This window comes from Sphingomonas sp. NPDC019816 (assembly GCF_050274375.1).
Lineage (GTDB): Bacteria > Pseudomonadota > Alphaproteobacteria > Sphingomonadales > Sphingomonadaceae > Sphingomonas.
This window is the reverse complement of the sequence record NZ_JBNNOB010000030.1, coordinates 1-24,768: the sequence shown is the minus strand read 5'-3', so window position 1 is coordinate 24,768 and position 24,768 is coordinate 1. Positions and strand designations below refer to the sequence as shown.

Below are 24,768 nucleotides of genomic sequence, written 5' to 3'. Positions count from 1 at the left end.
GCATAGGCGTAGCGCCCGTGATCGCAGGGAATGTGCCAATGGGCGATCGGAAGGCAGGTCGGCCGGCATTCGACGCATTGTGTGCTGACCTTGCGAGCGTACACGGCAAGTCGGCAAAACCAACGATCTGCTTCTACGACCTCGACCGTACCGTAACCCGCTTTCCGACTTGGTCGTGGTTCCTCGCGAGGACCATACTACGGTATTGCCCATGGCGCATCGTGCTGGTCCCCTTCGTGATGCTGGTCGCGATCGGCAGGGCGGTTGGATGGGTTAGCCGCGACCGCATCAAGGAGGTGATGCACGGCGTGCTCATCGGACGCGATACGCGGCAGGCCGTAATCGATCGATGGGCCGGAAGCTTTGCCGATCATGTCGTGCGTAACGGCATCCGCCCCGGCGCGCTGCTGCAGATTGCGGCAGACCGCGCCGCCGGGCATCGCATCGTTCTGGCTACCGCCGCGCATCGTTTCTACGCCGAACCCATCGCGCGCAGACTGGGTATTAGCGATGTCATCGCGACCGAGGCGCGACGGCGCGGCAATCGCATCACCCATCGGCTTGCGGGTGCGAATGTATATGGTGAAGCGAAGCTGGCCGCGGTCAGCGCTTGGCTGTCGGGACAGGGTTTCGCGCGCGAGGATTTGCTGGTTCGTTTCTATTCCGATCATGCCAGCGACGCGCCTTGCCTAGCGTTCGCCGACCGAGGAATCGCGGTGAACGGCAACCGGTCGATGCGCGCCCTCGCCGGGCAACATGACTGGACATCGCTCGATTGGAACCTGACGACAGCGGTCGTGGCCTGACTCGTGCAGGCCGTCATCCTCAGTGCCGGGCGCGGCTCGCGCCTGTTGCCGCTCACGCAGGACATGCCGAAATCCATCGTCCCGATGGCGAACGGCACAATCCTCGACCAGCAACTCGCCGCGCTGGCGCAGGCAGGTATCGCGCGGGCGATGGTCGTGGTCGGCTATCGCGCCGACCAGATCAAACGCCACCTTGCGGCACGGCATCTACCCATCGAGGTCGAACTGCGCTTCAATCCGTTCTGGGCGGTGGCAAGCAGCATCGGCAGCGTTTGGGCGGCGCGTGACGTCCTGCACAATCCCTTCTGCTTGATGAACGGCGACAGCAGCTTCGCATCCGCCATTATCGAACGGGCGATCGCCGTTCCACCGCGCAGCGTCGGACTGGTGGTCGAGCCGTTGGGCGTGCCGGAAGAGGACGACATGCTCGTCCGGGTGGATGAGGGTGCCGTGATCCGCGTTTCGAAAAGCCTTGCAACCTCGTACGCAACCCATCGTTCATTGGGCATCATCGTTGGCGCTCGGGACAGCGGGTATGGCGATGCGCTGGCCCGTGTGATTGGAGAGGCGGATGGTTACGCCGCTTATCATCACGACGTGATCAGTGCGCTGGCGCAGACCGAACCGGTTGAGGCGCTCGTCGAAACCAGTGGCGACTGGATTGAGATTGATCGGCCCGATGATATCCTGCGGTGGACGGCGAGACGGGGGCAATGACGCGGCGTCGGTCAATTGCTTTCCTGTTCCTTGGCGAAACGTTGCTAATACCGCACCTGTATCCAATCGTGGAGGCGCTCGCCGCTGCCGATAGCACGGTGGCGATCGATCTGTGGGTATCGACGTCGGTGCATGAACGGCTGTTGCGGCGCTGGACGGCGCTGCTCGATGCCCCCGGTATCGTCATTCGTCGCGCGCCCGGCTTTCGAAGAGACGACGGCGACGAAGTCGGGCGCAATCCGGTGTTGCCGTCCAAGCTGCCGATGCTGTTCCGCCTTGCGCCGCGCCTTGCCAGGACGCCGGTGGTGGTCTGTGCCGAACAGACCAGTCTGTGGTTGCCGCGCCTGATGCCGTGGCGGGCAACCCGATACGTCAAGACATCGCACGGGGTCGGATCGATGAGCGCGCGAGACGATCCGCGTCGCCGCGCCGCGTTCCATACGCTGGTTCCCAGCGAGCAGGAACGCGAAACCTATCTCAAGCGGGGCATCGCGCCCGATCGCATCACCGCCACCGGCTATGTGAAGGCGGCGTTCACTCACCACGCCCCGGTGCGTACGCTGTTCGCACAGGATCGGCCGGTCCTCCTCTATACCCCGCACTGGCAGGCGCACCGCTCGTCATGGCCCGCCTGGGGGCGAGAGATCGTGGCGATGCTCGTCGCCCGAACCGACTGGAACGTGATCCTGGCGCCGCATCAGAGGCTGATCGAACAGGCACCCGACCTTCGCGAGGTGCTGGCGAAGGTCGCCGGATTGACGCATGTTCACTGCGATCTCGACAGCTTCGCCGGGGTCGACGGCAGCTATACCGCGATGGCCGACCTGTATCTGGGCGACACGTCGAGCCAGTTGATCGAATATCTCGTCCGTCCACGCCCGGCGGTGTTACTTGACCCGGCGGAGCGCGACTGGCGCGCGGATCCCGCGTTTGCGATGTGGCATGCGGGGGAAGTGGTACGCACGCTCGACGACCTGCCCGCCGCGATCGACGGCGCGCGGGCGGCCCATCCCCGCTTCGCCCCCGTCCAGCAGGCGATCGCGCAGGCGGCGGCGGGGGATGCGAGCGGGGCGGGCGCGGCGCGGGCGGCAGAGGTAATCCTCGCGATACTGAACGACGCCGTGCCGGAACGCGGGCGGCCAAACAGGTAGAATCATGCCGGATACCACCGACCTTCCTTTCCCCCGTGTCGAACCGGTCGGGGACAACCCGACCTTGTTGTGGGGGATGGACGCGCGGGAACGGCTGCGCCGCATCGCCAGCGCGCTCGGCCTGCCGGACAGCGGAACCGCAGGCGACACGGTCCTGCTCGCCAACCTCGAATATGCGTTCGATCCGGCATGGATGCGCCATCTGCGCGGTCGCCGCGACTGCGTACTGACGCGCGACGGCGTGGCCGTTCTCGCGCATGTCGCCGATGCGGACCGTATGGCTGTGCGCGATGCCATGACACAGGGCACGACGCTGCCGCCCCATCTGACGATCCTGCCCGCGGAGGACGAGGGCGGCATCTTCGACGAGGCGTTGCGCAAGCGCGAACGCCCGTTTGCCGAACGGCTGGTGCCAGCCAACGTCCCCGCGATCGAACGGGCGAGCTATGTCGGTGCTTACAAGGGCGTCACCGATGTGCTGACCAAATATCTGTGGCCCGAATGGGCGTTCGTCCTGACCTGCATCGCGGCGCGCATCGGCCTGTCCCCCAACGGAGTCACGGCGATCGGATCGGTGCTGTGCATCGTGGCGACGATCGCGTTCTGGCATGGCTGGTTCTGGACCGGCATGGCGACCGGACTGATCTTCATGGTGCTGGACACGGTCGACGGCAAGCTGGCACGCTGCACGATCACGTCCTCGAAACTGGGCAATGCGTGGGATCACGGCGTTGATCTCGTCCATCCGCCGATCTGGTGGTACGCATGGGGCGTTGGATGCGCGGCCTATGGGCGGCCGCTGACGGATGACGTGTTCTGGGGCGTGATGGCGGCGATGCTGTTCGGCTATGTCGCGCAACGCCTAATCGAAGGGGCGTTCATCGTCCGCTTCGGCATGCACATCCATATGTGGCGACCGTTCGACAGCCGTTTCCGGCTCGTCACCGCACGGCGCAATCCCAACATGGTCATCCTGTTCGCGGCGATACTGGTCGCGCGGCCCGATTGGGGAATCGTCGCGGTCGCATGGTGGACGATGACCTCGCTGTTGGTCCATCTGGTCCGACTGATGCAGGCGATGGCACGGGCGCGACGCGGCGATGCGATGGTCAGTTGGCTCGCATGACGCGGCTTGCGCGACGGCGTGTCGATCCCATGTAATGAATATGCCAGTCAAATCCGCACTCGTATCACTTGCCGCGCTCGTCACGATGGTGGGGATGCCCGGTATTGCGCAGGCGGAGGATTGTGCGGGCACCTCTGGTGCGGGAAAGATCAGGCTTACGCTGGTGGCGACGGCGATACGAAGCACAAAGGGCGAAGTCGTCTTCACTCTGTATCCCGACGATCGGAAGCGTTTCCTCGCCAAGGGCGGAAAACTGCTGCGTGTGCGGACGGCGGCGCGCCTGTCACGGACCACAGGCTGTTTCTGGGTCGCACCCGGCCATTATGCGGTCGCGACCTATCATGACGAGAATGGCGACCGCGATTTCAACCGGACGCTGTTCCGGCCGAAAGAAGGGTTCGGCTTCTCCAACGATGCGCCTGCGACGATGGGGCTGCCGGCATTTAGTGCGGCCCGCTTCGCGGCACCGGCCGACGGCCGAAGCATCTTCATACGGACGCGCTATCCGAACTGACCGTGCTGCCAGCCGGTCGGGATATAATTTCAGCCGTTCGTAATGCTTGCAGGTCCGCCGGAAGTATCGCAAAAGGAAACCCTGCCGTGTACTTTACGGCAATCGGGTCGAGATCCTGCTGAAAGTAACGTACATGCGCGATGCTACAGTTTTGCGACCCATGGTCGACATTCCGTCCGAGAATCGCTTCGCGCGGACGCTGGCCAATGACGATCTGCTGCCGCTGCTGTCCGGCCTGACCGGACGGATGATCCAGATGCCTGTGCGTCTCCGCCCGCAAGCCGTGCCGCTCGACGCGGCGCGTCCCCGCATTGCCGTCATCGCCAACCAGCGCAGTCATCGCAGCACCGCCCGACACGGGCACGACCACGGGCACAATCGGAACATCCTGTACGCTGCTCCCGACACGCGCGAACGGATGGTCGACGCGCTGGAAAGCTTCGCCCAGGCGCAGGTCGACCTGCTGGTCATCGACGGTGGCGACGGCACGGTGCGCGATGTGATGAGCGCCGCCCGGCCGATGTTCCGCGAACGGATGCCACCGATCGGCGTGATGCCGAATGGCAAGACCAACGCGCTGGCCAACGACCTGCGTATCCCGGCGGGATGGAATCTCGACGCGATCGTCGCGGCATTCCACAAAAGCACTATCGCCGAACGCGCGCCGATAGAAATCACCTATGACGGTACCGAGGTTCCGCTCAGCGGCTTCATCCTTGGTGCCGGTGCTTTCGTTCGTGCGACGATGCTGGCGCAGGGGGCCCACCGGATGGGGGTGTTCAACGGCACGGCCGTCGGGCTGTCGGTGCTAGGCGGGGTGTTGCAGACGTGTCTGGGCAAACGGAGCAATCCGTGGCGCGCGGGCGAGATGATGGCATGCCGGAACGAAGTGACCGGGGAGATGTGCGAACGGCGGTTCTACCTCATGCTGCTGTCCACGCTTCGGCGGTTTCCGCTCGGCCTGCGACCTTTGGGGCGGGACGGCGTGGGGTTGAACGGGCTGGCGATCGACGCGCCGCCCCGCTTGATGCCGGTCGTCGCCCCCGCCATCCTGATGGGCCGGGAGTCCGGGTGGCTCAACCGCATGGGATATCACCGCCTGAACGACCTCAAACCATCGCAGGTCACGTTGGAAAACGGGTTCATTCTCGACGGGGAATTGTTCCCGGGTGGCACCATGTCGGTCCGGGCCGGAACTCCGCTTCGTTTCGTCGTTCCGTGACGTCGCTGCGTGCCCTGATCGCGACCGAACTGTCCGAGCCGCAATCCGCTGTCATCACGACGGTGGCACGGGTGCTGATGGAACGGTTGCAAGGGGACGCGGTACTTTTCTACGGCTCGACGCTGCGCACCGGCGACCTCGACGGCGTACAGGATTTCTATGTCCTGCGCGCATCGCCATCGTCTTCCCGTCCCGGCTGGTCGATGTTGTGGCCGGATATCAGCTATCACGAGATCGACGTTGCGCGGCAGATCGTCCGGGCCAAGGTGGCGACCATGCCGCTGGACGTCTTTCGCAAGTCGGCATCGGGCGTCCTGCTCGACACGACGATCTGGACCCGGTTCGTGCAACCCTCCGCCCTGCTGTCGGCACGCGATGCGTCGGTGCGCGACCGGGTCGTCGATGCGATCGCGCTCGCCGCCGTCACCGCCGCGACCTTCGCCGCATTGCACGGCCCGGTGACGGCCCGGCCGCTCGACTATTGGCGGTCGCTGTTCAAGGCGACCTACGATACCGAATTGCGCGTCGAGGCGCCCGGTCGGCACGAACAGATCGTCGCCCATCAACCGGCACGCTACGAACGCCTGTTGCCGTTGGCATGGCAAAAGGCGGGTATCGCGTTCGAGGAACGTGACGGCTACATCTCTCCCCGGCTGCGGCAGGGCCAGATCGAGATCATTGCCGGGGCGTGGTGCGCCCGGGCGGGCTTCGGACGCTGGCTGAACGCTGCCCGGCTTATCAAGGCCGCGTTCACGTTCGACGGCGCGGCGCGCTATGCCTTGTGGAAGATCGAACGACATACCGGCGTCCGCGTGGCGCTGACCCCGTGGCGCGAACGCCACCCCATCCTGTCCGCGCCGGGTGTCCTGTGGCGCGTATGGCGCTCCGGGGCGGGACGATGAGCTGGTCGGCGCTTGTGCTCGCGGGATCGCGGGGGGAAGCGGACCCGGTGGCCGTGAGCGAAGGGCTGTCGGACAAGGCGCTGGTCGACGTCGGTGGAACGACGATGCTGGCGCGGGTCGTATCGGCGATCGGGGCCGCGGGCGGAACCCGTATCGCGGTATCGGCGAACGCCGCAGCCGTCGTCGCCGAAGCGCGACGGGCAGGTGCCCGACCGTTGCCTGCCGAAGCGGGACCGAGCGGCAGCACCGCCGTCGCCTTCGCCGAACTGGGCGCGCCGTTGCTGGTGACGACCGCCGATCACGCGCTGTTGCGCGGGGAATGGATAACGGCTTTTCTCGCCGCGACGCCGCCCGACGCGGATGTCGCCGTGCTGCTGGCCCGCCGCGACCTTATCGAGGAAGCTGCACCCGGGTCGCGCCGCACCTATCTCCGCTTCGCCGACGGCGACTGGTCGGGCTGCAACCTGTTCTATCTCGCCACCCCCAGGGCGGCGGGCATGATCGACCTTTGGCAAAGGGTGGAGCGTGATCGCAAGCGGCCATGGCGGATCGTGCTGCGGCTGGGGCCGGGATTGCTGATACGCTATCTGACGGGACGGCTGACGCTGGCGGCAGCCGTGGACGCGCTGGGCCGACGCGCCGGGATACGGGCGGTGGTGGTGCCGGCGATCGACGGACTGGCGGCGGTCGACGTCGATCGCCCGGACGACCTCGCCTTCGTGCGTGCACGGATCAGCGGCGCAGCAGCCGCGCGACCGACAGGCTCAGCAGCACCGCGCTGACCAGCGAACCGGCGAATACGCCGATGCTTGCCCCTTCCGCCGCCATCACGGGAAGCAGGACGATCATCGTTGCCATCTGCACCGCCGCGCCGACGATGCGCGACACCATCGCCGCAGTCGAACGGTGCGCCGCCATCAGCACCGGTTCGAACGTGACGACCGCCAGATCGATCGCGCCCGCCGCCACCATCCACACCAGCAACGGATAGGCCGCTGCATAGCGGGGATCGCCGCCCACCGCCGTCAGCAGCGGACGTCCCGTCAGCGCGATCAGGCCAAGGATGGCGAGGCCCGCCGCTCCCGATGCGACAAAGCCGCGTCGCAACGATCGGGCCATCGTCGCCGAGCGTGCCTGTCGCATCGCGCGCACCAGTTCGGGAAACGCCGCCCGCGACAATAGTTGCGAGAATTTCACCAGCGCCTGTGCCAACTGGATGGCGAGCCGAAATCCCCCGGCGGCGGCCGGTCCCACAAAGCCGCCGACGAACAGCAGCGGCACATGCTTGCTCGCCAGTCCCAGTGTCGAGCTGATATTGGTGTTGACCAGGAAACCGAACAATTGCGGATTTTCGCGCAGAAGCGCGTCTAGCGCGACCGGTCCCTCGCGGATGATCTTCAGATCGCCGTTCTTCGCCAACAGCCACCAATAGGCGGCGGCGGTGGCGACTTCGGCCACCGCCCATGTCACCAGGAACGCCTGCAACGTCGGATAGAATATCGTAGCGATCACCGCACCGGTCAGCCGGACGACCGGCGTCACGCTGTCCGCCGTCGCGCTTTCGCGGAAGCGGCTGGACAGGCGCAGGATGCCGACGGCGGCGGAACGGACGGTGATGATCTGCGCCACCGCGAAGATCACGGTGTCGCCCATCATGCTGCCCTCGATGCCCATCGCATCGCCAAAGAACACCAGGATCGCGACGGTGAGCGCGATCCCGACCACGGCGCTTGTCGCGTCGAGCAGGATACAGGCACGGTACAACCTGCCGAGCGCTGCACGGTCGCCACACCGCAAATGTTCGACGCCATACCGCACGACGACCTGCCACGTCTGAAACCCGACGAACAGAACCAGAGCCTGCGCGGCACCCGTTACCAGCGCGAAACGGCCAAAGTCCCTGACGCCGAGCGTCCGGGTCGCAAGGCCGAGATAGACGAGCGACAACAGTGCCAGCACGCCCCGGCTGGCGAGCAGCCAGCCGAGATTGCGTAACGCGGCGTGGATGAGGCTGCTTCCCGACCCCGCCTGCGCGCTTTCCGTTTCCTTCATGGCAATCGCCTAGAAGTCGCGATGGGGCGGAGCAAGTCGCATGGGTGACAGCGCCGATGCGCGGGCCTACAGACCGCGCGTTCGATCGAGGAGAAGCCCCATTTGCGGGATCGCGGGATATTATGCGCGCGGGCGTGGTCCAGTCGTCGCCGCGACGATACGTCGGCAATGCGATGCGATCCTGCACCGCGGCCCGGACAGCGACGGGGTGCTGGTTGACGGAGATTTCGGGTTCGGGATGCGGCGGCTGAGCATCGTCGATCTTGCCGGCAGCGATCAACCGATCCACAGCGCCGATCGTCGCCATGCGATCGTCTTCAACGGCGAAATCTATAACTACCGCCGCCTGCGCGACGAACTCGCCGCGCTCGGCCACCGTTTCGCCACCGATGGCGACACCGAAGTCGTGCTGGCCGCATGGCGGCAATGGGGGCGCGATGCGTGGGCACGTCTGGATGGCATGTTCGCCGTCGCGATCTGGGACCGGTCGTCGCGGCGTCTGACGCTGGCGCGCGACGCCATCGGGATCAAACCGCTATATTACGCGATCAACGGACATACGCTGGCGTTCGGGTCGGAACTGAAGGCAATACTGGCGCTGCCGGGGATGACGTTCGACATCGATTCCGATGCCGTCCACGGATATTTCACCTTCGGCCACATGCGTGGGCCATCGACGATCTATCGTCAGGTCCGGATGCTCGAACCGGGAGCGACGCTGGAACTTGGCGCGCAAGGATCAGCGGAACATCATCGATACTGGACCGCACGCTATACGCACGACGAATCGCGGACCGATGCCGGATGGATCGACGCCTTTCGCGATACGTGGCTGGCGACAATACGGGACCAGATGCTGAGTGCCGACGTCGAAGTCGGTGCGTTCCTGTCCGGTGGCGTGGATTCATCGGCGGTCGTCGCGTCGATGGCGCGCGTGTCCGATCGGCCTGTCCGCACCTTCACCATCGGCTTCGATGATCCGCGGTACGATGAATCGCGCTATGCCGAGGCGGTGGCGCATCATCTGGGCTGTCGGCATCGCACGATGCGACTGAACGCCGACGATGCACGAACGGTCCTGCCCGCGATCCAGCGCGTCTATGACGAACCCTTTGCCGACCCTTCCGCCGTGCCGACCTGGTATCTTTCCCGCCTGGCGGCACAGGACGTCAAGGTCGCCCTGTCGGGGGACGGCGGCGACGAGTTGTTCTTCGGCTACAAACGGCATCTGACCGAACGCCGGCTCGGGCGGCTGCCGGCCGTGGTGCGCGGCGCGGCCCGCCATGCAGCGCGAATCCCGCCCTTGCCGTGGGCGGGTGCGAACCGCCGGCTCCAGCGCTGGCAGAAGACCGCGGCGGGGCTGGGGCTGGCCGATGGCGTCGCACGCTTCTTTTCCAAGACGCAGATAACCACGCCCGAACTGCGACGGCGGCTCTTCGCCGGAACCGCGCTCGACGGACGCGACGGTCCAGCCGCGTTGTCGGACATGGCGCGATCCTTCTGTCCCGATCCCGACGCAATCTCCACCGATCCGCTCGATCAGTTCGCGATGTGCGATCTGCAGCTCAACCTGCCCGGTGCGATGCTGACCAAGGTGGACCGGGCGAGCATGGCACATTCCCTCGAAGTCCGAGTGCCGATGCTGTCGCACAGGATGGTGTCGCTCGCGCTGGCGATGCCGGGGCAGATCAAGCTGCGCGGCGGCTTGGGGAAATGGCCGGTGCGCGAGGCCGTGGCCCCGTGGCTGCCCGCCAATATCCTCGACCGCCGCAAACAGGGTTTCCAGATGCCGCTGGCTGAATGGTTCGCCGACGACTTCGGCGGCTATGTCGAGGAGATGTGGAACGATGGCGGCCTGCGATCGTCCGGCCTGCTGAACCCGGATGCGATCGATACCCTGTTTTTCGAACATCGCACCGGCCGCCGCGATCATGGCCGCATTCTCTACGCCATCGCAATTTTTGCACTCTGGTATGATCGTCGTATGCCCTGATCCCGGCTGATCCGTCACGGTCTTGCGCCGGAATGGGGAAGTGGCAGGAAGGTATGCGGGGTGCCGGAATGGGGTCGGCGATCGTCGAGGTGATGCTGGTGCTGGTCGGTCGGCCTAGTGAGTCCGTCGACTTTGAAGGCTTCGATCGTCCGGGTGAAGCCCGAACAAGCTCGCGGCGGCTAGGGTCAGGACCCATTGATGTGAGCGTCGCGATCTGATTCAGGCTCCGCAAGGAGACCGGGATGAGTGACCTGTTTTGGCTGACGAACGAGCAGATGGAGCGGCTGCGGCCGTTCTTTCCCAAGAGCCACGGGAGGCCGAGGGTAGACGATCGGCGGGTGCTGAGTGGCATCGTATTCGTCAATCGCAACGGGCTGCGCTGGCGAGATGCACCCGGCGAGTACGGCCCGCACAAGACGCTGTACAATCGGTGGAAGCGTTGGGGCGAGGCCGGTGTGTTCACGCGAATGATGGAAGGTCTGGCTGCAGCCGGCGCCGAGCCGCAGACGGTCATGATCGACGCAACCTACCTGAAGGCTCACCGCACGGCATCGAGCCTGCGGGTTAAAAAGGGGATCTTGGCCGCCTGATCGGCCGCACCAAAGGCGGCATGAACACCAAGCTTCACGCCATCGCCGATGCGAACGGGCGCCCCTTGAGCTTCTTCATGACCGCGGGCCAGGTCAGCGACTACACCGGCGCGGCAGCGCTACTCGATGACATGCCGAAGGCGCAGTGGCTGCTTGGTGATCGCGGCTACGACGTCGACTGGTTCAGGGACGCCCTCCAGGCCAAAGGCATCCAACCCTGCATCCCAGGCCGCAGGTCGCGCAACGAACCGATCCGGTACGACAAGCGCCGCTATCGGCGTCGCAGCCGCATCGAGATCATGTTCGGCCGCCTCAAGGACTGGCGCGGGGTCGCTACCCGCTACGACCGCTGCCCCACCGCCTTCTTCTCCGCAATCGCCCTCGCTGCCACCGTCATCTTCTGGCTGTGATCAACGAGTCCTGACCCTAGTGTCCCGTTAACCTAAGGCATTCTACCTTGTTAGCGCGGCGAGAAAGGGCGCAACAGATGTTCGACGCCTTCTTCTGTCTGACCCATCAGCATAACAAGTGGCTGGTCGCGCTCGCGGCCCTGGTCTGCATCGCGGCGACCGGCAGCGTCGTGTTCCTTCTGCGCCATCTTGGCGCCGCGCCGGCGCGCGAGCGGTCCCGCTGGCTGCTCGGCGCGGCCTTCGCGTCGGGGACGGGTATCTGGGCGACCCACTTCATCGCGATGCTCGGCTACGATCCCGGCATCGTGGTCGGCTACCTGCCGGGACGTACCCTGGCGTCGCTGGCCATCGCCATCGTCATGACCTGGGCCGGGCTGCGGACGTGCGTCCTCAGGCACGACCGCATCGGCTATGTCGCCGGTGCGGCGATGGTCGGCACGGGCATCTCGGCCATGCACTATCTGGGCATGAGCGCCGTCCTGTTTCCGGGCACCTTCCGCTTCTCGTCCGTCCTGGTCGTCGCCTCGGTCTTCCTCGCGGTGCTGCCGGTCGCCCCGGCGCTGTACCTCGCCATCGCTCGCCGCGGCGCCGCCACGGGAACTGCCGCTGCCGCCTTGTTGACGCTAGCGATCCTGCTGCTGCATTTCACCGGCATGGCCGCGATCAGCGCCGTGATCTCCGGGTCTGCGGCCGGCACGGGCGGGATCGTGCTGGCGCCCGACCTCATGGCGCCGCTCATCGCTGTTGCAGCGCTGGCGGTCCTGGTCGTGACGGTCGGCGCCGCCAAGGCGCGCGCCGTGCTCGCCTTGCGGGCGCGCGGGACAACGGATGCGGGTTGGGCGGCGCTGGTCCGCTCCAGCCTCGTTGCCGAGTTCGACCTCGACGGCACCGTCCGCTGGGCGAACGAACGCTTCCTCGATACGCTGGGCTACCGGCTGGACGAAATTGCAGGGTTCCCCGACCGCTCGCACGAAACAAGTGGCACCGCATCGAGATCGAGCGATCCGGCGTTCTGGGCAAAACTCGCTGCCGGCGAGCACCAGACGGGTGAGTACCGGCGCATCGCGAAGGACGGCCGTGTGGTCTGGCTGCAATCGACCTACACCCCGGTGCTCGATGAGAAGGGGCGGCCGATCCGGGTTCTGGAGGTCGCGACCGACGTGACCGTGAGCAAGCTGGCGGCTGCCGATTCCGCGGCGAGGCTCGCGGCGCTCGATCGCAGCCAGGCGGTGATCGAGTTCGCGACCGACGGCATCATCCTCGACGCCAACGACGTCTTTCTTCGCCTGACGGGCTATACGCGCGACGAGGTGGTCGGGCGGCACCACCGGATGTTCTGCGACCCCGCTTACGCCGGCACAGCCGACTATGCCGCCTTCTGGGCGAAGCTCGGCCGCGGCGAGTTCGATGCCGGGACCTACCGCCGCGTCGGCAAGGATGCCCGCGAGCTGTGGCTCCGCGCCACCTACAATCCGGTGCTCGACCCGGATGGTTGCCCGGTGCGGATCGTAAAGTTCGCGTCCGACGTGACGGAGAGCCGACAGCGCAATGCCGAGTTCGAAGCGCTCACGCTGGCGATGCGGCGCTCGGCCCTGACGATCGAGCTTGCCCCTGAAGGCATCATCCTCGCGACCAGTAACGGCTATCTCAAGGCACTGGGCTATGCACCGGAGGATGTCGCGGGCGAGCACCACAGGATTTTGTGTCCTCCCGAACTCGCCTCGAGTGACGTCTATGCGGCAGCCTGGGAGACGCTTTGCCGCGGCGAGCATATGACGGGCATCTTCAAGCGGCGCGACCGTGAGGGCCGCGACCTGTGGTTCCAGGCAACCTACAACCCGGTTCTCGATCCGAACGGCCGGGTCGTGAAGATCGTCGGCTTCGCCACCGACGTGACGGACGCGAAGCTGCGCAGCGCCGAGTTTGAGGCGCGATCAAAGGCGATGGACCGCAGCCAGGCGGTCGTCGAGCTTGGGCTCGACGGGACGATCCTGGAGGCCAACCAGAACTTCCTCAACGCGCTGGGCTATAGCCGGGCCGAGGTCATCGGCCGTCACCATCGCCTCCTGTGCGACCCTGACTATGCGCGCTCGCCCGACTATGCCGCGTTCTGGCGCAAGCTGGCCGGCGGTGCCTTCGACGCAGGTCTATACCGCCGGATCAGCAAGGACGGCCGCGACGTGTGGCTGCAGGCGACCTACAATCCCATTCTCGATCCGGACGGACGGCCGCTGAAGATCGTCAAGTTCGCGACCAACATTACCGAGGCGCGTGAGCGCGATGCGGAGTTCAGCGGCCGCGATGCGGCCGTCGATCGCAGCCAGGCCGTGATCGAGTTCGATCTGAACGGGCTGATCCTGTCCGCCAACCGGAACGCGCAGATCATGCTGGGTTATGGCAGCGAGGCGCTCGTGGGCCAGCACCACCGCATGTTGTGCGACGCTGCCGAGGCGCGCTCGACCGATTACACGAGGCTTTGGGAGCGGCTGTCGCGGGGTGAGTTTGATGCGGGACGGTATCGCCGGATCGGGCATGACGGCCGCGAGATCTGGATCCAGGCCTCCTACAACCCGATCCTCGATGCCGATGGACGGCCGAGAAAGGTTGTTAAGATCGCCGCCGACATCACGCGCCAGGTGCTGCTGGAGCGGGAAGCCGAGCACCGCCTTGCCGAAAGCGAGGCGCTGCAGCGATCGCTCGACCTGCGCCGACAGGCATTGCAGGACACGGTGGCCGAGCTGGACACGATCGTGACCGCGATCGGCGGCATCGCTGCACAAACCAACCTGCTCGCGCTCAACGCAACGATCGAGGCGGCGCGGGCGGGCGAGGCAGGCCGGGGGTTCACGGTGGTCGCGTCGGAGGTCAAGAAGCTGGCCAACGACACGCGCGCGGCGACCGAGCGTGCGACGGCCATGATCGGCGCGCGGCGCGCCAGCAACGACGGCTAGTAAGAGGATGGCGAGCAGGACGAGATGATGATGCCAGATGATAGCAGGCGCGCCCATGAGGCGATCCGCGCCGCTGCCTACGCGCTTCGCGACTGCGTCAAGGCTGGACCTCCGCTTACCGACCTCGGCCGGCTACGCATGAACCTGGCCAATGCGGTACGGGAGTATCTGCCTACACAGCAGGGCTGGAACAAGGAGGCCCGAGGCTATTTCGCCGATCGGATGCCGACTTACGAGCGGATCATGGAAGAGGATCGCGAGCTTCGACTGCGCTACTCCGACCACATACGGCGTTGGAGCGGCAACGCGATCGCTTCGGACGTCCCGACCTATGCTGCGGACGTCGCAGCGCTGGTCGACCGCCTCGACCGCTACCTGCGCTCGCTCGAGCACGAGCTATACAAGCCGATGTTCGAGGCAGGGATCGAGGCGTGATTGGTGGTCAGTTGCCCCGGTAGGTGGAGTAGCCGTAGGGGCTGACCACGACGGGGACATGGTAGTGCGCGGCAGGGTCGATGACGCGGAACACGAGATCGATCTCGGGGAAGAATGGCGCCGCTTTCGCGTCCGGGTAGCCCGACATGTCGAACTGCAGCTTGTAGATGCCCGGCGCGAACCGCGACGGCTACCTACCCGAGGCCGATCTCTCGGTCGAGATCGGGCAAACCTGTAGTCCTGCATGACGATCTGGCATCTTGCATCACCGCGAGCAGCTATCGAAACCGGCCTCGATCACCTATCGTTCCTCAAGGCAGGGTCGTTGGTCCTGCGAAACCGATGGTGGGGGTGCCGTTGCGACCTGTGTCAGCTGCGATCTGTGTTCCGGTCCGCAACGAGGAGACTGCGTTACCGAAGTTGCTGGAGGCGATCGGGCGACTGGACTTGGGCGACGTCGAGGCTGCCGTGTTCTTCCTCCTCGATAATTGCTCGGATGCGAGCGAGCAGGTGATACGCGAGCATGCTGGTCGCATGGCCCTTCCGTTCACGGTGGCTCAGGGAGACCCGTCCCCTGATGCCAATGCCGGTCGTGCACGCCGGGCCGCCATCGCCCTCGGCCTGCATCATGCGACGAGCACGCCCCACGGTATTCTCCTGACGACCGACGCCGACAGCCAGCCCCGTGCCGATTGGGTCAGGGCGGCACTGCAGGGCCTGGCCTCGGCCGACCTTGTCGCCGGGCGAATCGTCCGGATCGCAGCGGAGCGGGATCCGGTGCAGGGGAGGGTCGAGCGCTACCTCGATCGGCTTCACGCCTACCGACGATCGGTCGACCCCGTTCCGTGGGACAGTCCTACCGGCTCCCACTGCTCAGGAGGCGCCAACATGGCCTTCCGACCCGGAGCCTATCAGGCGCTGGGCGGCTTCCAGCCGGTGCCATGCGGCGAGGACGCCGCCCTGCTCGACGATGCCGGGCGCGCCGGGTTTCGCGTGCGCCGCGATCCCGGCATGGTGGTTGCGACCTCCTCACGGCGGCTCGGCCGGGCGCCGGGCGGCATGGCCGCTGCGCTCAGTGCCATCGACCATCATGGGGCACCCTCAATGCCGCATCCGCGAGGGGCGGCATGGCAATACCGACAGCAGGCGGAGGCGCGCCGCATCTGGGCCGGGCTCCCCGATTCCTTTGTCGCAGCTCGCTTCGGCGACCGTATCGGATTGACCGGTGACCATGTGATCGGCGTCGCGCGCGACTGCCCCAACGCAGAGGCGTTCGCCATGCGTGTCGTGCCGGCACTGCCCGATATACCCGACGTCACCCTCGCCGAGGCCGAGCATGCCCTGGCAACGCTCGAGCACCAGCTTTGCGAGCAGGCGGTATGACGACGGCCGGAGCTCTGCGCCATGCGATCGTCGCGGCGGGGTGGGCGACCGACCCCGCCGGCGATCCGACGACGCCCAAGGCATATCTGGACCTGCTCCGCCCTCTTTACGCTGCGGGACGCCGGGATCTCCCCATCGGGCGCCTGCTGGAGGGGCATGTCGATGCGGTGCAGATCGTGTTTCGATACGGCACGTCGTCCCAGGTCGCTGCGTTGCGGGCGCGGATCGCTGCGGGAGCGATGCTGGGTGTGTGGAATGCGGGCCTGCCGGGTGAGCCGCTGGTGCTTACCGGCGGACGGCTGACCGGCGGCAAGGGCTATGCATCGGGGGCGGGGATACTGACTCACGCGCTGGTAACCGCGGATAGCGAACGCGGGCCGCAGCTGCTCCTGCTCGACCTGGATGCCGATCCGCCTGCCATCGATCGGGAGTGGTGGCAGACGATCGGCATGCAGCGGTCGGAGACACATCTGGTACGCTGGTCCCGCGCCGCGATCGGTGAAGATGACCCGATCGGCGAGCCCGGCAGCTACGCGCGGGAGCCGTTCTTCAGCGGAGGCGCGCTGCGCTTCGCCGCGGTTCATGCCGGCGGTATCGCGGGTCTGCTGGACGCGGTGCGTGACCACCTGACCACCCACGAGCGCGCTTCCGATCCGTTCCAGGCATCACGGCTCGCCGACCTGTTCCTGCTTGCCCAGGGTGCAGCGGCGAGCATCCGCGACACGGCGGGCGCCTGGTTCAGCGGGACGGATGCGGAACGCCTCGCCCGGGTGTCCGCTGCGCGGCTATCGATCGCCGGTTTTGCCGAGCGCGCCCTGACGATCGCGCAGGAGGCGGTCGGGCTGCAGGGGTTGTTCCTGTCGCATCCGCTGGCGGCAAAGATCGCCGATCTCATGGTGTACCTGCGCCAGCCGGCGCCTGACGCGCATCGCCTTCGCGTCGGCCAGGCTGTCGCCGAGCACATCCTCGACCCCATCCTGTGAGGATCGCGCTGCGAAACGTGCGTGTCGCGCTGGTGATCGCCCCGCACCCGGATGACGAGGTCATCGGCGCGGCAGGCCTCATTGCGCGGCTTCGCCGCCATGGAGCTCGGGTCCGGGTTGCGGTCGTGACCGATGGTGCCGCATCTCACCGGGGCAGCCGAAAATGGCCGAGGACGCGACTGGTCGCGGCTCGCCAGCGTGAGAGCCTTCATGCGCTACGTCGTCTCGGCATCGTTGCTGGCGACGTCTCGTTCCTCAATTTGCCCGATGGCCAGTTGCCCTCGATCCCGGGGCGCTGTTATCGCGCGCTGCGCCGCCAGGTCGCACGATGCCGGGATCTCGATCTCATCGTCGGACCGGCCTGCGATGACGACCATCCCGATCACCGCGCCGTAGCCGCGGCCGTAGCCGGATGCCCGGGTGGCGCCAGTCGGCTGACCTACCGCGTGTGGCCGCCTCGCCCGGACAGGTCCGGACCGGCATGGCGCATCGCTGTGCCCGGGGGAGTTTCGGTGAAACGGTCCCTGATCCGCGTCTACCGGACGCAGCTCGGCGCCGTTTCCGATGACCCAGCAGGCTTCACGATCGCGAGACACGAGCTTGCGGCCTTTGCTCGTCCGGTCGAGCGCTACCGGCCGGGTTCGAAGTGACGAGCCCGATCGATCTTGCCGGGTTCGCCGCCAAGTTCGCCGGCGACGACGATCCCTGGCGCACCTTCACCGCCCGTGACGAGGCGGTGAAGCGTGCCGCGATCCTGCACGCGATAGGTCACCGACCGGTCGGACGGGTGCTGGAGCTGGCCAGCGGCAACGAATCCAACAGTGCCGCGATCGCGAGGATGGCGTTGCGCCTCGATGCGACCGAGGGCACGAGGGAGGGGGTCGACCTGACGGCACGCGCCGTCGCGGCCTGGCCTCGTGCGTGCGCATCGCTGCTCGTGCTCCCCGGTCAACCGCCACGTCTCGTCTATGACGTGATCGTGATCGCCGAGATCCTGTATTACCTCTCAGCGCGAGAGATGGCCCGGGTTGCGCGTGAGATGGCCGCTCGCCTGCGCCCAGGCGGCATCATCGTGCTCGCGCACCACAGGATTGATTTCTACGATTTCGTCCAGCATGCGGCAGGGATCCACGCCCGGTTCCTCGCAGAGACCGGGCGTTGTTGGACGGTTCGCACCGCGCGCCGCACCGGCCGCTGGGTCGTTACCGCGGCCCGCGCCGATGGTATGACCCGATCCCGTTGAACGCGAGCGAGGCAGCACGTCCCACGTCCGTGCGATATGAGGCTTGCCGTTAAGTGGAGCGGCAGGACGTCCACCTGCCGCTCCCGCCAGGGTCGTCAGGCCGCCGCGTCGAGATCGACCTTCATCTCCCGAGCCCAGAACCTGAGGTCACGACAGGTCGTGACGAACGCCTTGACGTCCTTGCTCTTGCTTAGGGCTACGAAGCCATCGTCAAGCTCCGGCACCCGAGAAGCGTCGAACAACGTGGCGGCTGCATCGGTGTAGCCGATGAACTTGCAGTGGCCGAACGCGTCCGCCACGAAGTCCTTGGAGGCCGCATCCTTGGCGAGCATCGCAGCCCCCTCCTCGGACGGGAGCACCGCGACGGCATCGAACAGGACCGAAGGTCCGCCGTCGATCTTCTGCTTGGCCGCGACCTTGGTGCCGTCGTCGAGCGTGACCCCGCCGATCTTCGGCGCGACCACCTCCCAGACCGCGCCTTCGGCTTCCAGCGCCTTGGTCAGCGCATTGAACAGCTCGGCGCTCGACCCATCGGTCAGCAGCAGGCCCATCTTTCGCCCGGCGAAATTCGCCGGGCCGTTGGCGAGGATCGAGAGCGCCGACGATGTCGGCAGGTCTAGCGTCGGCTTGGCCGCCTTGGCGGCGTCCGGCAGGTCGAGGCCGAGCCCGTCCGCAACGGTAGCGGCGAGATCCTCGTCGATGTTGCGCAGGTGGCTGACCGCCCGGGCCCGGATGTCGACACGATCTACCTTCGACAGCTCGAACACCAGCGCGTCGCCGATGTGCTTCTGCTCGATCGGCTGCTGGCTGAGATAGAACTGCCGCGCCTGGCTGTAATGATCGGCAAAGGTTTCGGACCGAATCCGCTGCTTGGTCCCCTGAACCTCGGCGGGGAAGCTGGTGAAGCCGATCTCCGGGTTCTCGCGCGGACCGCCTTCCGCGCCCCAGCTGTTCGGCTCATAGTTCACGCGCCCCTTCGGATTGCGCATCGCCATGTGGCCGTCCTGCTGGAAGTTCATCACCGGACAGCGCGGGGCATTGATCGGCAGGTGGGTGAAGTTCGGGCTGCCGAGCCGCTTCAGCTGGGTATCGAGATAGGAGAAGTTGCGGCCGTGCAGCAGCGGGTCATCACTGAAGTCGATGCCCGGCACGATGTTCTGCGTGCAATAAGCGACCTGCTCGGTTTCGGCGAAGAAGTTGTCGACGTTGCGATTGAGCGTGAGCGTACCGACGATGCGGACCGGCACGTCCTCCTCGGGGATGAGCTTGGTCGAGTCGAGATGGTCGAAGGGAAGCTTGTCGGCGGTTTCCTGATCGAACAGCTGGACGCCGAGATCCCATTGCGGGAAGTCACCGCTCTCGATCGCCTCCCAAAGATCGCGGCGATGATAGTCGGGATCGGCGCCGCTGATCTTGACCGCCTCGTTCCACAGCACCGACTGGAGCCCCTGGCGCGGCTTCCAGTGGAACTTGACGAAGGTCGACCTGCCTTCCGCGTTCACCAGGCGGAAGCTGTGGACGCCGAAGCCCTCCATCGTGCGGAAGGAGCGGGGGATCGTGCGATCGGACATGATCCACATGATCATGTGCCAGGCTTCCGGGGTGAGGCTGGCGAAATCCCAGAAATTGTCGTGTGCGGTTTGCGCCTGGGGGAACGCCCGGTCGGGCTCCTGCTTGGCCGCATGGACCAGATCGGGGAACTTGATGGCATCCTGGATGAAGAACACCGGGATGTTGTTGCCGACGATGTCCCAGTTGCCCTGCTTCGTGTACATCTTGACGGCGAAGCCGCGCACGTCGCGCGCCAGATCGCGCGAGCCCTTGTTGCCCGCTACCGTTGAGAAGCGGACGAACACCTCCGTCTGCTGCCCGACCGTGCTCAGCACGTCGGCGCGGGTGTAGTCGGCCAGACTGTCGGTCAGTTCGAACACGCCGTGCGCGCCATAGCCGCGTGCGTGGACGACGCGCTCCGGGATGCGCTCGTGATCGAAATGGAAGATCTTTTCGCGGAGGATGAAGTCTTCGAGCAGCGTGGGGCCCCGCAGACCCGCCTTGAGACTGTTCTGGGCATCCGCGATCGGGATGCCCTGCTGCGTGGTCATGGTAAGTGCCGCGTCCGAGGTCGTCTGGCGGGTTTCGCCGCCATGGCCCTGCTGCTCGGCATAGTTCGTCGGCTGGTCGGCACCCGCCGGCAGCGGCGGTGCCTTCTTGGCCGTCTCGCCCTTGAGTTTCACCGCGTCGCTTTTGATGCTCTTGCGTGCCATGGACGTAATCCTCCGATCACGCCCTTAATGCCACCAGCGCCACGGCGGTGCGAGGCATAAATCTTTGTAGCGACTGGGAACCGACCCGGAGGAGCGAAATCAAGTTCTGTCAGTCGAGCATGGTTGCCGGTTCGGACGACAGGCGCGGGCTCGGCAACGTAAGTGCTCATGGCTGCGCAGAACCCGACTGCGGCTTCCTTGGTCCTGGATCACAGCCAGGGAAAGCCGATATGAACCGGTTGAGGATGTCGTAACGCCTTGCCGTTAGCCGAGCATGATGTACTCCCAGGTCGTACAGGTTTTCGACTGCGTCCGGCACGACCACGATCCGTGGTTGGTGCTGCTCGCGGGCCTGGTTTGCCTCTGCGGTATCTATGCGTCCTTTGCCCTGGCCGACCATGCCGTACGCTCAGGGCGGAAGACGCGCAGCCTGTGAGAACCTGTCACCATCGTGTCGGCCGGCTGCACGGCCTGGGCGACCCACTTCATTATCTTGCTGGCTTTCAAGCCGGGCATGCCGTCTGCGTTCAACCCGCTGGCCGTACGGCCGTTTTACGGCCGCTCGTTGATGTAAACGAATCAAATAGACGGGGACCCATGCCGCGGCTCAAGGCGTTGAGCGTGATAGACATGGCCCTGACGACAGGGACATCCACTCAGATGAGGAAACGACATGCGCGCACTATGCTGGCACGGTAAAGGCGATGTCCGCGTCGACACCGTTGCGGATCCCGAGATCAAGCACCCGCGCGACGCGATCATCAAAATAACCGCCTGCGCGATCTGCGGGTCGGACCTTCACCTGCTGGATGGCTACCAGCCTACCATGGAGGCCGGCGATATCCTCGGCCACGAGAACATGGGCGAGGTCGTGGCGCTCGGGTCCGAGGTAACCAACCTCAAGATCGGCGACCGTGTCGTCGTGCCGTTCACCATCAGCTGTGGCGAGTGCTGGTTCTGCAAAAAAGGTCTGTTTGCGGCCTGTGATCAAACCAATCCGAACGCCGAGATGGCCGCCAAGGCGATGGGCCATTCGCCCGCCGGGCTGTTCGGCTTCAGCCACATGCTGGGCGGCTACTGCGGCGGCCAGGCTGAGTATCTTCGCGTGCCGATGGCGGATGTCGGCCCGATCAAGATTCCTGACAACGTTACCGATGAGCAGGCCCTCTTCCTATCGGATATCTTCCCGACCGGCTACATGGCCGCCGAGAATGCACAGATCGAGCATGGCGACACCGTCGCGATCTGGGGCTGCGGTCCGGTCGGCCAGTTCGCCATCCGCTCCGCGCTGATGATGGGCGCCGGCCGCGTGATCGCGATCGACGAGGTGCCCGAGCGACTCGCCATGGCGGAGGCCGGTGGCGCTGAGACGATTAACTTCGCCGAAACCGATGTCTATGACGAGCTGCAGGCGCGAACCAAGGGCCGGGGCCCCGACAGTTGCATCGATGCTGTCGGCTGCGAGGCGGCCGCGCACGGGGCGGCGGACGCGGTCATGGACAAGGTGAAGGCAAGCATGATGCTCGCCACTGATCGCGTCCACGTCCTGCGGCAGGCGATCATGAGCTGCCGCAAGGGCGGCACGGTCTCCGTGCCCGGCGTCTACGTCGGGATGGGTGACAAGCTTCCGATCGGTGCAGCGATGAACAAGGGGCTGACGATCAAGCTTGGGCAGACCCACGTGCAACGTTACACCAAGCCGCTACTGGATAAGATCGTCGCGGGCGAGATCGATCCCAGCTTTGTGATCACGCATCCGGCCAGTCTTGAGGACGCGCCCGAGATGTACGCCAAGTTCCGTGACAAGCAGGAAGGTGTAATCAAGGTTGTCATGCGGCCGCACGGCTGATTGGCGGAACAACCGGGAACAGGACGCTTATCGATGCCGATCGCCGCCGCCGCTGTGGATTATGTTCAGCGGCGGTGTCGATCAGCTTGCAACCAAGTATGTCGGCAGATCTAGGTGTCAGTCAGGCTGCAACGGATGATTCTTGCGGAGAGGCAACGAGCCATAGCCGCAGCGCTTCTTCCTCCATCGGACGGGCAAAATAGTAACCCTGCGCCTCCTCACATTCCAACTCGGCCAGGATCGCCGCGGCTGCGGCGGTCTCGACGCCCTCGGCAACGACCCGGTAGCCGAGATCGTGCGACAGCGTGATCATCGACCGGACAAGCGCCTGTCCACGCTCGTCATCGGCCAGATCGCGAAACGAACGACTGATCGATCGGGCTGGTGCCCACCATCGCGGTCGCGCCGATCGAACATACCGCGACGTTCCTGACCGTGGTGTCCATGGCGGCGCTCGGGCTCGGGGTCGATATCCGCACCGTCGCCAAGGCTGGCGGACGGGTCACGCTGGCGGTGGTGCTGTCGCTCCTCTGCTTGGGCGGAATCAGCCTGATGCTGATTTGCATGTTGAAGCTGTCGTGAGGGGCGGCGCGAAGGGCCTGAAGCTTGGCTTTTCAAGTTTGGCCGCTTACACCTCACCCGATCAACACCTTCTCTCTCGACGGTGGTGGTGGGACACCCTTGAGGCACTTGCACGCTGCCAAGGTTCGTCTGCGAGAAGGGGACGCCGGCGTATTTCGGCAATTGGTACCGCTCCGTCGCCTGTGTTTCGTGGCGGGGCGGTATCCAAACTCATCGGCTGTGAAACAACATGAAACCGATCAGCCTGCCGCATCGCTGGTCGGATCCTCGCATCCGGCATGCGATCGACCGAAGCACCAGATCGCCCCGTACCCGATCATCAACCCGATCAGGACCAACAGCGGGGTGGCGGCTTCAGCGATCGAGGCACCCATCTGGTTGAAGCGAATGAACAGGTGCATGGCGGCCGTGGCCGGTGACAACCAGGCGATCGCCGCCAGCCAGCCCGGCATTTCATCGAGCGGCCATGCGAAGCCGGCCAGGAAGACGAGCGGCACCGAGGTCGGCATCAGGAGCTTCAACGCGTCGTCGCCGCTGCGGAACAGGCTTCCCGCGACGAGGCCGAGAGCGGCTACCGTGGCCGCGAACACAGGAAGGGCGAGCAGCAGGCCGGGCACATTGCCGGTGCGTGGCACGTCCTGCACCCAGAACGCGAACCCGAACACGAACAGGCCGGCAAAGATGCCGATCAGTGTCATCGCTATCCAGGTGCCGAGGGCAGTTGCCCGGTCGCGCTGCCAATCACCACGCCGACGTCGTTCAGCGATCAGCCGCGCCGACGCGAAGAGCAACGTTTGCTGAAGTATGATGTTGGCGATCGCCGGGAACACGTAGTCGCGATAACCACCGGTGGTGTTGAACAGCGGCTGCATAACGATTGTCGCGCCGGACCGACTGCGACGAGCGGTAAGTGACCCAGTCACTTCAACCGCCTGCTCTCTCACGACATCGCCTAGCGCGCGGGCGATCCCTTCAGCACGCACGAAGTACGTCCCGTTGACGATCAAGGCCGCCCCCGCCCCGGGCCGCCCCTTCAGTGCCGCTCCGCCGAGACCTTTCGACAGGTAGAGAATGCCGTCGGCACGTCTTTGGCGCACTTCTTCACGCGCCGCCATGATGTCGGGCACCAGCGCGACGATCCGAACGGTGGGCGTCTCCCCCAGATGCCGGATCACGGCCCGGGAGAGCGGTGTTCGGTCGCGGTCGACAACGACCATCGGCAGGGCCAGCGCCTGCTGCTGCGAATAGGGTGCAGGGTAGTAGAAGGCGTAGAACAGCACGGAAATGATCGCCAGCGACACGAGCTCGCGCGCTTGCAGAACCTCGAACCACGTGGCTTCGAAGGCGTGGAGCAGACGGGTCATCATGGACGCCGCTCACGGCTCATCAGGAACAGGGCTAGCAGACCGGGGCCGAGCGGATAAACCAACAGCCAACCCGCCTCTACGACCGCGGGGCGGAGTGCCGCTCCCATCGCCTCGTCCATCTGCAGGCGCAGATTGTCAATCGGCGTGCAAAAAGGACCCCCTATCGGCGTCCAAAAGGGACCCCCTTCGTCGAGCAGCGTGACGGGTATGGCGGGTGCACCGTTTGCG

23 protein-coding genes and 2 pseudogenes are annotated in these 24,768 nt (G+C 65.6%); 19 read left to right on the top strand and 6 right to left on the bottom strand.

Annotation, left to right across the window (positions count from 1 at the left end; translation table 11 throughout):
- Positions 1 to 38: 38 nt before the first annotated feature.
- The 8 genes from ACQKJZ_RS06945 (at position 39) to ACQKJZ_RS06910 (ending at position 7,220) form a co-directional block, all read left to right on the top strand.
- Complete coding sequence (locus ACQKJZ_RS06945) at positions 39 to 806, top strand: HAD family hydrolase (RefSeq protein WP_084401625.1); 768 nt, start codon at positions 39 to 41, stop codon at positions 804 to 806.
- A gap of 3 nt (positions 807 to 809) precedes the next feature.
- Positions 810 to 1,523, top strand: coding sequence for a sugar phosphate nucleotidyltransferase (locus tag ACQKJZ_RS06940; protein WP_066691192.1), 714 nt, complete (start codon positions 810 to 812; stop codon positions 1,521 to 1,523).
- Between the two features lie 68 nt (positions 1,524 to 1,591).
- Positions 1,592 to 2,674 (top strand): hypothetical protein, encoded by a 1,083-nt coding sequence (locus tag ACQKJZ_RS06935; RefSeq protein WP_427730500.1) that lies wholly within the window; start codon positions 1,592 to 1,594, stop codon positions 2,672 to 2,674.
- A gap of 4 nt (positions 2,675 to 2,678) precedes the next feature.
- Entirely contained in the window at positions 2,679 to 3,800 is a 1,122-nt protein-coding gene (locus tag ACQKJZ_RS06930) for a CDP-alcohol phosphatidyltransferase family protein (RefSeq protein ID WP_157092758.1), read from the top strand.
- 40 nt (positions 3,801 to 3,840) lie between these two features.
- The gene (locus ACQKJZ_RS06925; RefSeq protein ID WP_232307986.1) at positions 3,841 to 4,314 is read left to right on the top strand and encodes a DUF2141 domain-containing protein; all 474 of its coding nucleotides are present in this window, start codon (positions 3,841 to 3,843) and stop codon (positions 4,312 to 4,314) included.
- A gap of 133 nt (positions 4,315 to 4,447) precedes the next feature.
- On the top strand, positions 4,448 to 5,536 hold the full coding sequence (locus tag ACQKJZ_RS06920; protein WP_084401621.1) for a diacylglycerol/lipid kinase family protein: 1,089 nt from the start codon (positions 4,448 to 4,450) through the stop codon (positions 5,534 to 5,536).
- Positions 5,533 to 6,438, top strand: coding sequence for a hypothetical protein (locus tag ACQKJZ_RS06915; RefSeq protein WP_066691170.1), 906 nt, complete (start codon positions 5,533 to 5,535; stop codon positions 6,436 to 6,438). Before ACQKJZ_RS06920 ends, ACQKJZ_RS06915 begins: the two co-directional genes overlap by 4 nt.
- Positions 6,414 to 7,220, top strand: a complete 807-nt coding sequence (locus ACQKJZ_RS06910; RefSeq protein ID WP_066691167.1) for an NTP transferase domain-containing protein — start codon at positions 6,414 to 6,416, stop codon at positions 7,218 to 7,220. Before ACQKJZ_RS06915 ends, ACQKJZ_RS06910 begins: the two co-directional genes overlap by 25 nt.
- Here ACQKJZ_RS06910 and ACQKJZ_RS06905 read toward each other — a convergent pair.
- Positions 7,171 to 8,490, bottom strand: a complete 1,320-nt coding sequence (locus tag ACQKJZ_RS06905) for a lipopolysaccharide biosynthesis protein (protein ID WP_066691164.1) — start codon at positions 8,488 to 8,490, stop codon at positions 7,171 to 7,173. The two genes, ACQKJZ_RS06910 and ACQKJZ_RS06905, sit on opposite strands and share 50 nt — an antisense overlap.
- A gap of 40 nt (positions 8,491 to 8,530) precedes the next feature.
- Between ACQKJZ_RS06905 and asnB the strand changes: the two genes are divergently transcribed.
- The 4 genes from asnB (at position 8,531) to ACQKJZ_RS06885 (ending at position 14,869) form a co-directional block, all read left to right on the top strand.
- Complete coding sequence (gene asnB / locus ACQKJZ_RS06900) at positions 8,531 to 10,483, top strand: asparagine synthase (glutamine-hydrolyzing) (protein WP_084401619.1); 1,953 nt, start codon at positions 8,531 to 8,533, stop codon at positions 10,481 to 10,483.
- A gap of 242 nt (positions 10,484 to 10,725) precedes the next feature.
- Positions 10,726 to 11,483 (top strand): IS5 family transposase gene (locus ACQKJZ_RS06895; protein WP_157092785.1). Its coding sequence is split into 2 segments (ribosomal slippage): positions 10,726 to 11,059 and positions 11,059 to 11,483, totalling 759 coding nucleotides; the frame shifts between segments, so codons are not numbered across the junction.
- 77 nt (positions 11,484 to 11,560) lie between these two features.
- Positions 11,561 to 14,434 carry a PAS domain S-box protein gene (locus ACQKJZ_RS06890; RefSeq protein WP_066690629.1) on the top strand — a complete coding sequence of 958 codons (2,874 nt, stop codon included), beginning with the start codon at positions 11,561 to 11,563 and terminating at the stop codon, positions 14,432 to 14,434.
- 24 nt (positions 14,435 to 14,458) lie between these two features.
- On the top strand, positions 14,459 to 14,869 hold the full coding sequence (locus ACQKJZ_RS06885; RefSeq protein WP_066690626.1) for a hypothetical protein: 411 nt from the start codon (positions 14,459 to 14,461) through the stop codon (positions 14,867 to 14,869).
- A 7-nt stretch (positions 14,870 to 14,876) separates the two neighbouring features.
- On the opposite strand, the pseudogene ACQKJZ_RS06880 reads toward ACQKJZ_RS06885, so the two are convergent.
- A pseudogene (locus ACQKJZ_RS06880) lies at positions 14,877 to 15,041 on the bottom strand (hydroxyisourate hydrolase); the annotation flags it as partial.
- Here ACQKJZ_RS06880 and ACQKJZ_RS06875 point away from each other — a divergent pair.
- From ACQKJZ_RS06875 to ACQKJZ_RS06855, 5 genes and pseudogenes are all read left to right on the top strand, one after another.
- A pseudogene (locus ACQKJZ_RS06875) lies at positions 14,984 to 15,598 on the top strand (glycosyltransferase); the annotation flags it as partial. The pseudogenes ACQKJZ_RS06880 and ACQKJZ_RS06875 overlap by 58 nt on opposite strands.
- 159 nt (positions 15,599 to 15,757) lie before the next feature.
- Positions 15,758 to 16,252 carry a glycosyl transferase gene (locus ACQKJZ_RS06870; protein WP_010408760.1) on the top strand — a complete coding sequence of 165 codons (495 nt, stop codon included), beginning with the start codon at positions 15,758 to 15,760 and terminating at the stop codon, positions 16,250 to 16,252.
- Complete coding sequence (locus ACQKJZ_RS06865) at positions 16,249 to 17,235, top strand: acyl-CoA dehydrogenase (RefSeq protein WP_066690620.1); 987 nt, start codon at positions 16,249 to 16,251, stop codon at positions 17,233 to 17,235. The genes ACQKJZ_RS06870 and ACQKJZ_RS06865 overlap by 4 nt, the downstream gene beginning before the upstream one ends.
- Positions 17,232 to 17,885: a PIG-L deacetylase family protein gene (locus tag ACQKJZ_RS06860; protein ID WP_084401577.1), complete on the top strand. Its 654-nt coding sequence runs from the start codon at positions 17,232 to 17,234 to the stop codon at positions 17,883 to 17,885. The genes ACQKJZ_RS06865 and ACQKJZ_RS06860 overlap by 4 nt, the downstream gene beginning before the upstream one ends.
- Complete coding sequence (locus tag ACQKJZ_RS06855; RefSeq protein WP_066690618.1) at positions 17,882 to 18,478, top strand: class I SAM-dependent methyltransferase; 597 nt, start codon at positions 17,882 to 17,884, stop codon at positions 18,476 to 18,478. The genes ACQKJZ_RS06860 and ACQKJZ_RS06855 overlap by 4 nt, the downstream gene beginning before the upstream one ends.
- A gap of 95 nt (positions 18,479 to 18,573) precedes the next feature.
- Here ACQKJZ_RS06855 and ACQKJZ_RS06850 read toward each other — a convergent pair whose 3' ends face one another.
- On the bottom strand, positions 18,574 to 20,742 hold the full coding sequence (locus tag ACQKJZ_RS06850) for a catalase (RefSeq protein ID WP_066690617.1): 2,169 nt from the start codon (positions 20,740 to 20,742) through the stop codon (positions 18,574 to 18,576).
- 673 nt (positions 20,743 to 21,415) lie between these two features.
- On the opposite strand from ACQKJZ_RS06850, the gene ACQKJZ_RS06845 reads away from it, so the two are divergent.
- Positions 21,416 to 22,591: a zinc-dependent alcohol dehydrogenase gene (locus ACQKJZ_RS06845; RefSeq protein ID WP_066690615.1), complete on the top strand. Its 1,176-nt coding sequence runs from the start codon at positions 21,416 to 21,418 to the stop codon at positions 22,589 to 22,591.
- A 121-nt stretch (positions 22,592 to 22,712) separates the two neighbouring features.
- Here the strand turns inward: ACQKJZ_RS06845 and ACQKJZ_RS06840 are convergent, their stop codons facing one another.
- The gene (locus tag ACQKJZ_RS06840; protein WP_211091120.1) at positions 22,713 to 22,943 is read right to left on the bottom strand and encodes an EAL domain-containing protein; all 231 of its coding nucleotides are present in this window, start codon (positions 22,941 to 22,943) and stop codon (positions 22,713 to 22,715) included.
- Positions 22,944 to 22,975: 32 nt separating this feature from the next.
- On the opposite strand from ACQKJZ_RS06840, the gene ACQKJZ_RS06835 reads away from it, so the two are divergent.
- On the top strand, positions 22,976 to 23,173 hold the full coding sequence (locus tag ACQKJZ_RS06835) for a hypothetical protein (RefSeq protein WP_066690605.1): 198 nt from the start codon (positions 22,976 to 22,978) through the stop codon (positions 23,171 to 23,173).
- Between the two features lie 239 nt (positions 23,174 to 23,412).
- Here ACQKJZ_RS06835 and ACQKJZ_RS06830 read toward each other — a convergent pair whose 3' ends face one another.
- Positions 23,413 to 24,540 carry an ABC transporter permease gene (locus ACQKJZ_RS06830; RefSeq protein ID WP_427730499.1) on the bottom strand — a complete coding sequence of 376 codons (1,128 nt, stop codon included), beginning with the start codon at positions 24,538 to 24,540 and terminating at the stop codon, positions 23,413 to 23,415.
- On the bottom strand, positions 24,537 to 24,768 hold a 232-nt coding region (locus ACQKJZ_RS06825; RefSeq protein ID WP_427730498.1), incomplete at its 5' end, for a hypothetical protein. The genes ACQKJZ_RS06825 and ACQKJZ_RS06830, both read right to left, overlap by 4 nt.

Coding starts and splice junctions, on each gene's coding strand:
- ACQKJZ_RS06865 (WP_066690620.1), top strand. CDS start 16,249: ATGACGACGGCCGGAGCTCTGCGCCATGCGATCGTCGCGGCGGGGTGG.
- asnB (WP_084401619.1), top strand. CDS start 8,531: ATGGGTGACAGCGCCGATGCGCGGGCCTACAGACCGCGCGTTCGATCG.
- ACQKJZ_RS06830 (WP_427730499.1), bottom strand. CDS start 24,540: ATGATGACCCGTCTGCTCCACGCCTTCGAAGCCACGTGGTTCGAGGTT.
- ACQKJZ_RS06850 (WP_066690617.1), bottom strand. CDS start 20,742: ATGGCACGCAAGAGCATCAAAAGCGACGCGGTGAAACTCAAGGGCGAG.
- ACQKJZ_RS06890 (WP_066690629.1), top strand. CDS start 11,561: ATGTTCGACGCCTTCTTCTGTCTGACCCATCAGCATAACAAGTGGCTG.
- ACQKJZ_RS06905 (WP_066691164.1), bottom strand. CDS start 8,490: ATGAAGGAAACGGAAAGCGCGCAGGCGGGGTCGGGAAGCAGCCTCATC.
- ACQKJZ_RS06930 (WP_157092758.1), top strand. CDS start 2,679: ATGCCGGATACCACCGACCTTCCTTTCCCCCGTGTCGAACCGGTCGGG.
- ACQKJZ_RS06920 (WP_084401621.1), top strand. CDS start 4,448: ATGCGCGATGCTACAGTTTTGCGACCCATGGTCGACATTCCGTCCGAG.
- ACQKJZ_RS06885 (WP_066690626.1), top strand. CDS start 14,459: ATGATGATGCCAGATGATAGCAGGCGCGCCCATGAGGCGATCCGCGCC.
- ACQKJZ_RS06910 (WP_066691167.1), top strand. CDS start 6,414: ATGGCGCTCCGGGGCGGGACGATGAGCTGGTCGGCGCTTGTGCTCGCG.
- ACQKJZ_RS06845 (WP_066690615.1), top strand. CDS start 21,416: ATGCGCGCACTATGCTGGCACGGTAAAGGCGATGTCCGCGTCGACACC.
- ACQKJZ_RS06870 (WP_010408760.1), top strand. CDS start 15,758: ATGGCCTTCCGACCCGGAGCCTATCAGGCGCTGGGCGGCTTCCAGCCG.
- ACQKJZ_RS06925 (WP_232307986.1), top strand. CDS start 3,841: ATGCCAGTCAAATCCGCACTCGTATCACTTGCCGCGCTCGTCACGATG.
- ACQKJZ_RS06945 (WP_084401625.1), top strand. CDS start 39: ATGGGCGATCGGAAGGCAGGTCGGCCGGCATTCGACGCATTGTGTGCT.